This is a genomic window from Desulfopila sp. IMCC35008, assembly GCF_010646885.2.
Lineage (GTDB): Bacteria > Desulfobacterota > Desulfobulbia > Desulfobulbales > Desulfocapsaceae > Desulfopila.
On the sequence record NZ_CP050700.1, the window covers coordinates 3,051,371 to 3,063,250 of the forward strand.

At 46.1% G+C, this 11,880-nt stretch carries 12 protein-coding genes; 4 read left to right on the forward strand and 8 right to left on the reverse strand.

All coding sequences use genetic code 11. The features are described from left to right. Positions 1–3: 3 nt before the first annotated feature. A complete protein-coding gene (locus GA520_RS13420; protein ID WP_163338402.1) occupies positions 4–1,536 on the reverse strand; it encodes a PLP-dependent aminotransferase family protein in 1,533 nt (510 codons plus the stop codon). 181 nt (positions 1,537–1,717) lie between these two features. Between GA520_RS13420 and GA520_RS13425 the strand changes: the two genes are divergently transcribed. Then, entirely contained in the window at positions 1,718–2,284 is a 567-nt protein-coding gene (locus tag GA520_RS13425) for a hypothetical protein (protein WP_205749282.1), read from the forward strand. Positions 2,285–2,483: 199 nt separating this feature from the next. Here GA520_RS13425 and GA520_RS13430 read toward each other — a convergent pair whose 3' ends face one another. The 6 genes from GA520_RS13430 to GA520_RS13450 form a co-directional block, all read right to left on the reverse strand. Continuing rightward, on the reverse strand, positions 2,484–2,615 hold the full coding sequence (locus GA520_RS13430) for a hypothetical protein (RefSeq protein ID WP_255494355.1): 132 nt from the start codon (positions 2,613–2,615) through the stop codon (positions 2,484–2,486). Continuing rightward, positions 2,605–2,892 (reverse strand): integration host factor subunit alpha, encoded by a 288-nt coding sequence (locus tag GA520_RS13435; protein ID WP_163338401.1) that lies wholly within the window; start codon positions 2,890–2,892, stop codon positions 2,605–2,607. Before GA520_RS13435 ends, GA520_RS13430 begins: the two co-directional genes overlap by 11 nt. A gap of 42 nt (positions 2,893–2,934) precedes the next feature. Then, positions 2,935–3,192 carry a hypothetical protein gene (locus GA520_RS27190; RefSeq protein ID WP_163338469.1) on the reverse strand — a complete coding sequence of 86 codons (258 nt, stop codon included), beginning with the start codon at positions 3,190–3,192 and terminating at the stop codon, positions 2,935–2,937. 886 nt (positions 3,193–4,078) lie between these two features. Beyond that, on the reverse strand, positions 4,079–4,642 hold the full coding sequence (locus GA520_RS13440; RefSeq protein WP_163338400.1) for an NUDIX hydrolase: 564 nt from the start codon (positions 4,640–4,642) through the stop codon (positions 4,079–4,081). A gap of 120 nt (positions 4,643–4,762) precedes the next feature. Then, positions 4,763–5,356, reverse strand: a complete 594-nt coding sequence (locus GA520_RS13445) for a MarC family protein (RefSeq protein ID WP_163338399.1) — start codon at positions 5,354–5,356, stop codon at positions 4,763–4,765. A gap of 378 nt (positions 5,357–5,734) precedes the next feature. Further along, positions 5,735–6,280 (reverse strand): GNAT family N-acetyltransferase, encoded by a 546-nt coding sequence (locus GA520_RS13450; RefSeq protein ID WP_163338398.1) that lies wholly within the window; start codon positions 6,278–6,280, stop codon positions 5,735–5,737. A gap of 121 nt (positions 6,281–6,401) precedes the next feature. On the opposite strand from GA520_RS13450, the gene GA520_RS13455 reads away from it, so the two are divergent. Then, the gene (locus GA520_RS13455; protein ID WP_163338397.1) at positions 6,402–7,358 is read left to right on the forward strand and encodes a LysR family transcriptional regulator; all 957 of its coding nucleotides are present in this window, start codon (positions 6,402–6,404) and stop codon (positions 7,356–7,358) included. A 15-nt stretch (positions 7,359–7,373) separates the two neighbouring features. On the opposite strand, the gene GA520_RS13460 is transcribed toward GA520_RS13455, so the two are convergent. Next, positions 7,374–9,434, reverse strand: a complete 2,061-nt coding sequence (locus tag GA520_RS13460) for a molybdopterin-dependent oxidoreductase (protein ID WP_163338396.1) — start codon at positions 9,432–9,434, stop codon at positions 7,374–7,376. A gap of 465 nt (positions 9,435–9,899) precedes the next feature. On the opposite strand from GA520_RS13460, the gene GA520_RS13465 reads away from it, so the two are divergent. Together GA520_RS13465 and GA520_RS13470 are read left to right on the forward strand one after the other, a co-directional pair. Further along, positions 9,900–10,601, forward strand: a complete 702-nt coding sequence (locus GA520_RS13465) for an ABC transporter ATP-binding protein (RefSeq protein WP_163338395.1) — start codon at positions 9,900–9,902, stop codon at positions 10,599–10,601. Continuing rightward, positions 10,594–11,838 carry an FtsX-like permease family protein gene (locus GA520_RS13470; protein ID WP_163338394.1) on the forward strand — a complete coding sequence of 415 codons (1,245 nt, stop codon included), beginning with the start codon at positions 10,594–10,596 and terminating at the stop codon, positions 11,836–11,838. Before GA520_RS13465 ends, GA520_RS13470 begins: the two co-directional genes overlap by 8 nt. Positions 11,839–11,880: the final 42 nt, after the last annotated feature.

An 11,880-nucleotide genomic window follows, 5' to 3' on the forward strand; every position in this document is an offset into this window, starting at 1 on the left:
CAATCACTGATATCCGCCAAGACCGCTTAATCCTGAGTCTTCAGGAGGCTTGCTGATAAATTCGCCAACCGCATCTGCAAGCAACTGCACGCCCTCCTTTATTTCATGTTCATCAGACCAGGCGCAACTCAGACGCATTGCGTTAACATAGCGATGATCAATATCAAAAAGCGGCCCAGGCAAAAAGGAGACACCTTTCTCCACTGCAAACAACAATAAGGCCACGCTCGAATAGCCATTTGGCAATTCGAGCATCATCGAGAAACCTCCCTCCGGTTTCGACCATGTAACCTCCTGGGGCATATATCTCTTGAGTGCCTTGTGCATGATGTTCGTACGCTTTTCATACACTCCCTGGAGAGTTCCAACGAGGCCCTCATACCTGCCACTCTTGAAAATAGACAGAGCCATTGCCTGGATAAGTGTCGGAGAGGCCTGATCCATAAGTTTTTTCAAGCCTGTCAACTCCTTAATCCTTTGAGGTGAACTGATTACCCATCCCAGTCGCATACCGGTCATGACGGTCTTCGACAGTGAATTGACAACAATTGTCTGTTCCGCACCCAGCTCTCTGAGCAGACTTGTGGTATCCGACGGCCTGAACCGGAGATCCCGAAATATCTCATCAGTTAAAATTAACCCTGATGTGTCCCGTGCCCACCGAACGAGCTCTAATGTTCTCGCTGTCGTCATGTTCAAACCGGTCGGATTATGAGCATACGGACAGACATAGAGAAGTTTCGGTGCCCCTGTCGACATCCTGGCAAGTTGTTCCATATTCGGACCACTGTTATCACGCCTTACGGTCTCCACCCAGTGCCCCATTGCCGAGAATGAATTTGCCACACCAAGAAAATTTGGACTCTCAAGGACAAGATCATACGGACTTTCGAGAAGTGACTGCCCTACCAAGGAAATTGCCTGGCTCACACCGTTTGTTATGAGCACCTGGTCTGGCCCAACCGACACACCTCTCTCACTCTCCCTTCGTGCAATCTCTGCACGCAAGGCATACATCCCTTGCGGTTCTGTCGCCTGAACCAGATGTTTATCACCTTTGGACAAAAGTTCCCGGCACACTTCGTCAACAAACCCCTCCGGTAAAAGATCCGGATCCGGGACCCCTCTGGTCAACTGGATAACACCCGGTTTATGGGCTAAGGGCATAATATCGTACAGTGCCTTACTCACCCCTGTACGCATTCGTCTTGCAGCCGATATTTTTAGTTCATCAACATTTTTACGATACGGTTGTGAAAACTCAGAACGTTTATGATCATTCCCCCTGTCCTCACCATCACTTTTTTCACGAATAAAAGTACCACGTCCAACGTGAGAATCTGTCAGGCCGGATTCAGTGAGATCTTGCAATGCCCTCCTTACAGTTGCCTGCGTTACGCCAATTTCTTTGGCCAGACTTGACACCGAAGGCAATCTGTCCCCGACTTTCAACCGCCCTTCTTTTATCGCATTCTCAATAGCATCACGTATTTGCACATACAATGCCACGTCAGAGTCTCGATCAATACTATACATACTCTCACCTCATTAATACTGTATCATTACTGTATCAATACACTGTCATATTTTATGAGTCAAGTAATAGTTACCGTCATTCGGTAATTTATTTATTGGTCACTCGTTGACATGTATACATTTCGAGAAAGTTCATTCTGCCTGGTCATTGAGAGGAGATCCAAACAGGGAATACACATGGGTGCTCTGTTCAGGCAACGGTCTCCGTCGCGTGCGTATTGCAGATATTGAAGCAGGGTATGGTGAGGTTGGCGCTCCCTTGTTGATGAAACTGCGTATTGACGAGAGTTTTGAACACAATGCCGATTGGGGAGTAGTTAAGAAATTCAACTATCAGGATCACGCCTATGACGCCGAGTTCATTGGTAACTATGCTTATGTTGCGGACGGTACCAATGGGCTAACCATTTACGACACCACTAAAGACCCTACCGATGTTCATAGTGGTTTTTTTGTCGGCAATATAGGATACAGCAAAAGCGATCCATTGCTCGGTACCGCATCAGGTATTGAACTCTGGGACGACCCAGCAACTGGTAAGCTCTATGCGGTCCTCGCCTGTGGTCCCAATGGAGTTGGTGTTGTTGATGTTACTGACATCAACAATATGCAGATCGTTAAAGTCTTCGAACCAATAAAGTATGAAGATGGTGAACTTGGTTCCGCTGACGGTCAGGCTATAGATCTTGAAGTTGTAGGTGATACAGCGTACTACGGTTATGATAGCTTCGGTCTCATTGCCGAATGATAGAGTGATAGTCGAAACTGCATTTCTGAAAAAACGTAGCAACAGACACGTTGAACAATAGGAGAAGTATAATCATGCATCAGACTGTTGCCGAAGTGGAGTAACAGGCCAGAGATGTTATGTCTATTAATCACCCAAAATGTAGCTATTGGCACCTCAAAGAAAGGGTTGTTCAGGATGATCTTTAAGAAACCTGCACTCACATCGTTCCGGCCCACCAGGGTTTCAGGGTCCAGACGATAATGGTGACCACCACGACTGCCAGGGTTACTCCAAAAATCATTAACTCTCTATTCGCTTTCATACCACGATGGGTGATATTAGCTTTCATTCACTTTGGTTCTTAATAAGCCAGAAGGATGAAAAGTAACAACTTGCCGGGCATCCAATATGAAATCTTCACCGGTTTGCGGATTCCTGCCCTTTCGAGGTTTTTTGTTCTTCACGTTGAATTTCCCAAAGCCACTAATAAGCAGATCATCACCTGCAATGAGTATGTTTTTTGATAAGCGAAGAAATGACTCAACGGCCCTAACCGCATCCCTCTTGGTTATCGTTTCATGTTCTTTGTAAACGGCTTCTGCAAGATCAGCTTTTGTCAGTGTCATGATGTTTTCTCAAGTACTTATATTGATAAATTCAGAATCGGCCTATTTCCTTAAGTAAAAGCCTAATTCCTTCTGGTATTCTATATCTTTGAAGAACTCACAATGTACCCGGTTCCCGATAGTCGATTTGACAACAAATTTCTTTATTACTTCAGTTTTATGGCGATCATCAAGGGTGAACATTGCAATCCCTCGAACGCCTTCTGTGCAGAACTCTGCACAACCCACTTGAATACACATTCCACCCATTGAAAGGTCGGTCAATATGACCTTTTTACTCTCACCGTCTCCGGGTATAATCGTACATTCACCAGCAAGGTTGACATCTTTTCGAAAGAACCTTCTGAATTCAAGAAAGAGATTAAACTAAGTATTACACTTGCATCGAATCTTTATTTGGTGCTTTTTATGGCGATATCTATTGATAGGGATACTTTTCTGAAAACCACATTCAGGACATACCCAAAGTGCGGTATTGTCGGGTTGGACATACGTTTTTGTGACAGTTGTTTTCACTATGGATATATCCCCAGTTATCAACCTCCTACGTTGTAGCACACATACACTCTGTAATCTGAAAACTCCAGTAAAGAAATGGTAAATCCACGAAGTGTGGTAACCACAAGTTCTCGTATCCAATTTTTTATATCTCATGCACCCTTTTGCTCTCTTTGGCAGAAGAGAACACGATAAAATCCAGAGGAAAAAAGCTGAACCCATCCCCCCAGGTTCAGCAGGAACTTCCTTCAATTGTGGCGTGGGTTTTTCTGCAACTGATAAGCAGCATTCTTGCTCAAAGGCAAACTATCATTGGTTACTACCATGCCTCTGTAAAAGGTATTCCCCTCAAGGGGCAGATGAAAGATCGCAGTGATAATTGCCAGGGGCGATACTCCTCGTAATCTACGTATCCCGCAATTATTGAGGAATATGAAGATTTTATGCCCGTCAATACATGAGCCTATTCGGCCTTGCAGCTTTTTGGACTTCTTGTTGCTCCTGGTTTTGTCTGGTGAGATCCGTTTCTCGCACTTCTTTCTTGATCTTATTAATATTTTTGGAGAAACCAGTATATCCTGAAATGAAAGGGTTTTGTTGCTAAATGTGTATATTTTCAGTTGCTTGAGTGGATGACTTCACACGTATCCCTCAACTCGGAAAGTTGAGTTTATATGTGTCCCCAGTTTCATCGTCGCCCCGAAAAACTAAAACTGCAAAACATCAAGGCATTCAATACCAGGCCATGATTAATCGTCCCGTTCTTTACAAGTACTTCAACCTCTTCATACGATTGAAGAAAACATTCGATATCTTCCATCTCATCAAGTCTGCGGGAGGTGGTTTTACGAACATCCCTGACCAGAACCGTATAACAGAAATTTCGTTGTATGGCGGGGTTGGGACACACCTTGCCGATTATAGCAGGGGCAGAGCCGACATAGCCGGTTTCCTCCTGCAACTCTCTGCACGCAGCAGTGACCGGATCCTCACCGGGATCTATCATGCCACCGGGGATCTCTATCTCTGATCGGCGGGAGCCATACCTGAACTGCCGAATCATAACCAACTTATTGTCAGGTGTTACGGCAACAACATTGACCCAGTCCGGGAAATCAAACAGGAAGAATTCCTTTTCCCTCCCACTTCGACAGCATTTGACCGGGCCTGACTTTATAGTTGCAACTGAGGTCTTCAGCAGTACCTTTTCCTCTTCAACCACCCACCCCTCAATCGTTTGACCTTCTTTCATAAACCTGGCTCTCATATTCGGAATAATGGAAGTATTGCTTCAGGAGTTCCTTTCGCCGGAAACTATAAACCACAATTCAGAAGAGAGTACAAGAAAACTGCTCAACGGTTGAACGCAGCCTTAAACCACTACTGAGCGGACACCATCAATAAACATCTGAACAGACATCATCAGCAGGATCATGCCCATCAATTTTTCCATGGCTTGTAATCCTTTCTCGTGGAGTACCCGGAAAAGAAATGGCGCAAACAACAAAATGCCAGAAGAAAGCACCCAGGCCAGCAATAAGGCAGGTAAGGTTTCAAGTATTGACGATGAGCCTGATTCACTCAGAACCAGTAATGTCGCCAAGGCCGAAGGACCTGCAATCATAGGGATTGCTATCGGCACAACCAGCGGTTCTCCGGAAAGACCGAACAGATTCGACCCTTCTCCGGGAAATATCATACGGATTCCGATTACAAAAAAGATAATGGCTCCCGCTATCCCTACAGCCCCTGCTTCAAGATGCAGCAATTGCAAAAATCGACCACCAATAAACAGGAACGCAAGCAGAATGAGCAGACCGTACCAGGCTTCCCGTATGATAATAGCCCGCATTCGCTTCGTCTCCACTTCTTTAAGCATAGACAACAATACGGGAATGTTACCGAATGGATCGAGAACAAAAAAGAGCAGCAAAGCCCTTGATATTATAGAAACACCTGCTTCCATTGTAATTTCCGTTACACGTCATCAATACAGGTCATATATAAAAATACCGATAGTCACCCGGTCGATAGAAAACAGAACAATTATTCAGCCAGCGGACTGCTGTCAACACGACTGGCGAGACAACTCTGCAGAGAGAATTACAACCGAATGACTATCGGACCCGGCTGATCAGCCCGAATTTCTCATGAACATCTGTCGAGTTGGTCCTGTACCAGCCCATTGCATTTTGGTACAATTACCTAGTCGAACACGATGTTCACCAAAGGTCAGCCCATGTGGCAGCACCTTCTTCAGTATTGTAACAGTGTATCTCGCCTACTATGATTCACTGCCAGAAAACTCGAAACCGATACTGCCTGAACTGATGAATAATTCGGGCTAGAATTCAAGCGAAGCCGAGTTGTGGTGTTGGGTTATCATCCAAGCTGGGAGAGGCAGTTCGTAGTACATCTGATGCCAGGTAAAACCGCCGAAGTTAGATCTGGAGCGCCCCCCATAACTGAAACCAAGGGCTGAATAAAAGCCAATAAGATCATCTTTGCATAGCAGTACGACCTTCTGCTTCTGTTTCTCCTCAAGGACCCTGATGATCTTCTCGATCAATTTTCTGCCGATACCCCGTAGCTGGAATTCGGGATGAACGGCCAGGGAAAAGATTACCCCGTTTTTACCATTTCGTACATGCCCGACAAGGTTCTTTAGTTCCTCATCGGTAATGTCGTCTTTGTGGGTAGCTCCACTGTTAATCATGCCTATGATGCGGCCATCGAGTTCAGCTACATAGAACCCGTCGGGATAGACCTCTATCCGTTTTGCCAGATATTCCCTGGTAGCGGCCTCGATCTCTGAATAGCAGAGTTTTTCCAGTGTGGCACAACTCTCTACATCGTTTCGTTCGACCCTTCTAATTGTTAACTTATTCATACTGTTCGGCCCTTATATATAAAATTAAAACGAGATATTTTTGCATTGAGGATTGCCACAGTAGCAGAGCCGAAGTAATAAGTATAATATATATAAATAATCCTCTGAATAAGTATCAATTATGCAAACAGACCTGAACCGACTTCGTATTTTTTATACTGTATATAGGCTGGATAGTGTCAGTAACGCTGCCAAAAAGCTTAACCTTTCACAACCTGCTGTGAGCCAGCACTTGCAAAAGCTCGAAAACGAGCTTGATGTACAGCTTTTTACCCGCACGCACAAAAAACTTATCCCAACCTCTGCAGCGGAGCAGTTATTCAACAAGCTCGAGCCGTTTCTGACCACCTTACCCGACACCCTCAGGCAGATCCGTCATCCGGCTGACAGTCCATACGGATTGATTCGCCTCGGTGCCCCATATGAATTCGGCCAGGCATATCTACCGGGAATCTGCCACGCATTCAGGCAAAAATTTCCTGGTGTTTCTTTTTCAATAGGGCTGGATGAATCGCATACCCTCTTAAAGTCCTTGAAAAACGGTCATATCGATTTTGCCATTATCGACCTGGTTCTGGCCTCATTGCACCTGACAGACTCCCGTAGTGATCTCTACAGTATGGACCCGCTCATCGATGAAGAACTAACGCTTGTCTGTTCAAGGGAATACTACGACAGGGAAATCCGAGGTAATCACACTTATGAGAACCTGATCCGTAAGGATTTCATATCAGACGAGCATGACGACATGTTTCTCCGTCACTGGTTCAGACATCACTTCGAAATAACTGCAGCCAAACCACGCATCGTCATGATGGTGGAAAGCCACCAGGCGAATCTCCGCTGCGTTAAGCTTGGCATGGGCCTGGCCTTGACATCTTCACATATGGTCTGGCGGGAGATCCGTGACAGCACTATAGTTCCGATCACCACTCCAACCCAGAATGCAATCAATACAATATCCCTGGTGCAGCTTCTTGATAAGATCCCCACACAGACTGAAAAAACATTCCACTCCCATATCCGGCGCCATATGCAGCATGAATCGATTTTGACTCGATTTAACATCCTGCCATGATCCTATGGCTTTTTTCTATTCAGGGACCTCCCTGAAGCTTTGGAACTCCCCTAACTGCCTGATAGCCACCCTCGACTCGTGAAATGTTGGGCCGGCACCAATATCAGTGGTTTTCTGCGAGGTCAGCACATTAATGCCCGGGCTCTGATCATCGCTTTGCCAATACAGGCCCTCTGCCACGAGTAATCCTGGCTGGGTGTCGCTACTGACCTTTGCACACCGTACTGTTTTACCTCGAAAATTTTGCAAAATCACCTTTTCACCGTCGCTTATTGTATATTTATCAGCGTCATCCGGGTGAATCAACACCTCCCCTACATTTCCACTATACCTTTCACCGAATGTAGAGTTCAGCATATCGGCATGGGGCGGAATGATTAGTTTCAAGGGGAAACGGCTACAGAGATCCTTATCATCAAATTCATCCCCTTCCGACAGGCAGGGAATGGACGATATGCCCTGTTTCACATGAGCAGAAAACCTGAAAGGAACCTGAAACATCTCCATTGCCGACTGACCAACTCGCTGCCTGGATGACTGATACCAACGGCCGTCCGGATTATCCGGATCAAATTCAAAATTCTCCGGGAGCCCCTCCATGGTCGAGACGTATTCACTCAAGCGTTGTTCGACAGTCTGGCTGAAAGGTGCATCTATGTAACCAAGCTCTCTTGCAACCAGCTGGTATAAATCAAAATTCGACACAGCCTCTCCGACCGGTTCAATAACCCGATCCACACATCCCAGGTAAAAATGGCCATAACCTGTATACAGGTCCTTATTCTCCAGAAACGTAGTCGCAGGGATAACCAGGTCTGCATAGCGGGCAGTAGGAGTCATAACCTGCTCGTGAACAATGGTAAAAAGATCTTCCCGCATCAACCCATTACGCACCATACCGCTGTCCGGTGCCACCGTCAGGGGATTGGAACTATAGACAGATAGGAGTTTGACCGGTGGTTCAAGGGTTGTCAAGGCGTGACCAAGATGCGCCATATTGACTAAACGTGTCTCTTTTTCGGCCAGTTCCGGAAATCGCAATCGATCGGTATCCCCGGTATATGCCTTTGATGACAGCAGCACCCCCTGTCCTGTTTGACCGGAAAAAAGGCCTAGAGCCGCGGCCAGACAGACAATAGCTCGCACACTCATGCCACCGCGTGAATTCCTGCTGAGCCCTATGCCGATTCGAATAAATGTTGCTGGGTTGTCTTTCAACAATGAAGCAAAAGACGCGATCACTTCTTTTTCAAGGCCACACACCTTATATATCTGGTGCCATGACTCTTTCTGCAGATACGCTTCAAGCTCGGCAAAGCCGGTGGTCTGTTCTACCAGCATCTGTCGATCGATTTTTTCTTCCTCAAGCAGGAACTTCAAGACCCCCAGTGCCAGGCCGCTGTCTCCGCCCGGCAATACCTTCAGGTGCAAGTCACTGCTCCTGGCTGTCTCATTTCGGTACGGGTCGATAACAACCAGTTGCGCACCATTTTTACGGGCCTTGGAAATGTATTGCCAGAAGTGCATATTGGACACCCGAACATTTATACCCCAGGCAACGATAAGGCTGCTCACCTCTGCAACTTCCGGTGGACTACCCGGTATTGATGAACAGTGAAGAGACCATCCTTCCCCAGCCGCAGCAGAGCAGATCGTCTCGATAATTCTGCTGGTACCAAGTTTATTATAGAGTCCGTATCCGGCATTACGGTTCAACACTCCCATATTGCCCGCATACTGAAACGGGAGGATGGCTTCGCCGCCAAATTGCTCTTTTGTTTCCTTGAGCTTTGCTGCGAAAAGTGCGATCGCCTCCCTCATGGATATCCTGCGAAATTCACCCGCCCCTTTGGCTCCCGTTCGAACCATGGGATACAAAAGCCGGTCCTTGCCATACACCCTCTCATTGTAGCTACGCATCTTACGGCAGATAACGCCATTGGTGTAACCATGATCCGGGTCACCTTTTAAGGATACAACCCTGTTATCGACCACCTTAGCCAATATGCCGCAACTGTCCGGGCAATCGAGCGGGCATACCGTTTTCTTATATTCAGCCGGAAAGTTCTGTTTCATCACTCCATACCTCACATATTGCAATTGTAAGATTACACATTTGCTCTATTGATACCCTGTCGCCTGCATATAGGCAAGGTGGTATCGATATCCCGAGAAAGACTACCCGGGAAGGATCGATAGATTCCCAAATGTCGTTTTCTATCAACAACCTGATGATTGACTCAACTTGCGGGGCAGGATCCTTCTCTTAAAGTTACCACTACGTGGTGTGGAAGTATTACCCGGTCTTGAAGGATACCTGCGAAAGGAATACCCACCTGGACAGTCTTGAGCTACGCTGAAATTTACAGATATTGTTTTTATCGTACAATATCTAACACATATCTCTCGCCATATTTGTGGAACGTGAATTGCACAATAATCTGAGATGTCAGATTCATAAGTGTCGTGAGGACAGTACAAAAAGCTACGGTTGGGAGGAAGTAAGCAGTTAAACATTACATTTGCCGATGGGGAGAGCATATGTCACTTGTACAAGCAGAATCACTGGAAAAGACATACTTTTCCGGAGAAATACCGGTTAACGCAATCAGGGGTGTCGATTTTACAATACAACCGTCATCATTTGTTTCATTTGTTGGCCCCTCAGGAAGTGGTAAAAGTACACTACTTAACATGATCGGCTGCCTTGACCCTCCCACTCACGGTAATCTTAAAGTTGCAGGTCAGGATGTAAATGCTCTCAACCGAAAGGAGTCAGCACGTTTCAGGGGGAAACACATCGGCTTCATTTTCCAGGATTTTAATCTTATCCCGGTACTCACTGTTTTTGAAAACATCGAATATCCCTTGCAGATGGTACAGAATTGGCCAGTTGACAAGCGCAGGCAGCAGGTTGATAAAATGCTTGTCGCTGTAGGTATGGCAGAGCAAACGCACAAATACCCCCATCAACTATCAGGGGGGCAGAAACAGCGGGTTGCTGTAGCCAGGGCTCTGGTCACCCAGGCTGAACTGGTTCTTGCTGATGAACCAACAGCAAATCTGGACAGGGAGACTGCAATGATGATTATTTCCCTGATGAAGCAAATGCGTGATGACTTCGGCACAACCTTTATCTTCTCAACCCATGATCCCAAAATCGTCGCCAACGCTGAGACGATTTTCACGCTGGAAGACGGCAAACTGTTGGATGGGAACAAGTTGGAGGGTCGTCATGCTTAATATACTCAAGATCGCTGCCAGGAATCTGCGCCGTTATCGTAGAAGAACCCTGCTCACGTCCATGCTCATAACCCTTGGAGTTGTGGCGGTGTTACTGTTTATCTCAGTTTCCGGTTCTTTTAAAACAATGATGATCGGTCAACTCACCGACTCTATGCTAGGTCACATTCAAATCCATCGGAAAGGGTATCTTTCCTCTATCGACAGCCTGCCGCTCAATCGTAACCTTAATGCGAAGCAGGCGGCAAAGGTCGAACAGGTGCTCAATGGTAACGAGGCCGTGGAAGCATATTCTCCTCGTATCAAGTTAGGTGCAATGTTCAGTAACTACAAGGAGACCACAAACATCAGGCTCAATGCAGTTAATCCACAAATGGAGATGCGAACCGTACCCTTGTTAAAGGATCGTATTATCAAAGGTGAGAAGGAGGGACTGCTCAAGAAAGGTGAGATTCTTGTTCCGGAACTCATTGCCATGGGCATGAAAATAAAAGTTGGTGATGGAATCGTCCTGGTGGCCACTAACCAGGATGGTTCGGTTAATGGCCAGTCATTTACGGTTCGTGGCATCCTAGAAGGCATTTCCGGGCCAGGAGGCCGTGATGGGTTTATTCATCTTGAAGATGCTATCACCTTGCTGCGCCTGAATGGTAAAGAGGTTAGCGAGATTGCCGTGCGACTAAAAGGTATGGACAAGCTCGATCTTGTCTATGGCGGACTGCAGGCAACACTTGGAGAATTTCGTAACAAAATGGACAAACCTGTTTTCGAGGTCCATACCTGGAAAAAACTGACTCCCTTTTTCAACATCGCCCGCATGATTGACCTTATGACTTTTTTTATCAAAATTATGCTGGTAGCCATTGTCCTTGTTGCTATCATGAATGTTATGGTGATGGCTGTCTATGAGCGGATTAATGAAATTGGTACCATTGCCGCAATAGGCACAGACCCCTCAAAAATCCTTTGGCTATTTCTTACCGAAGGGCTATTGCTTGGTGTTTTCGGGACCCTGCTCGGGGTTGTCGTGAGCCTGATTGGTATATGGGGCATTAACATGGCGGAGGTCAGCTTTGATTTTGGCAGGCAAAAAGGCCTCATACTTTCTCCGGCTATCCAGTTGTCTGATATTGTAACTATTTCACTTATTGTCATTGCTATTGCCGTGATAGGGAGTTTGCAGCCGGCATGGAAAGCATCGAAAATGGATCCCATTGAAGCTCTTCGCCATGTTTAATACAAATAAGGAGAATATGATGAATAAAATCTTTAGTATAGT

Bases quoted from the DNA above. Each gene is read 5' to 3' on its own strand.
- GA520_RS13420 (WP_163338402.1), bottom strand. From the start codon at position 1,536: ATGTATAGTATTGATCGAGACTCTGACGTGGCATTGTATGTGCAAATA.
- GA520_RS13430 (WP_255494355.1), bottom strand. From the start codon at position 2,615: ATGAAAGCTAATATCACCCATCGTGGTATGAAAGCGAATAGAGAGTTA.
- GA520_RS13435 (WP_163338401.1), bottom strand. From the start codon at position 2,892: ATGACACTGACAAAAGCTGATCTTGCAGAAGCCGTTTACAAAGAACAT.
- GA520_RS13440 (WP_163338400.1), bottom strand. From the start codon at position 4,642: ATGAAAGAAGGTCAAACGATTGAGGGGTGGGTGGTTGAAGAGGAAAAG.
- GA520_RS13445 (WP_163338399.1), bottom strand. From the start codon at position 5,356: ATGGAAGCAGGTGTTTCTATAATATCAAGGGCTTTGCTGCTCTTTTTT.
- GA520_RS13450 (WP_163338398.1), bottom strand. From the start codon at position 6,280: ATGAATAAGTTAACAATTAGAAGGGTCGAACGAAACGATGTAGAGAGT.
- GA520_RS13455 (WP_163338397.1), top strand. From the start codon at position 6,402: ATGCAAACAGACCTGAACCGACTTCGTATTTTTTATACTGTATATAGG.
- GA520_RS13460 (WP_163338396.1), bottom strand. From the start codon at position 9,434: ATGAAACAGAACTTTCCGGCTGAATATAAGAAAACGGTATGCCCGCTC.
- GA520_RS13465 (WP_163338395.1), top strand. From the start codon at position 9,900: ATGTCACTTGTACAAGCAGAATCACTGGAAAAGACATACTTTTCCGGA.
- GA520_RS13470 (WP_163338394.1), top strand. From the start codon at position 10,594: ATGCTTAATATACTCAAGATCGCTGCCAGGAATCTGCGCCGTTATCGT.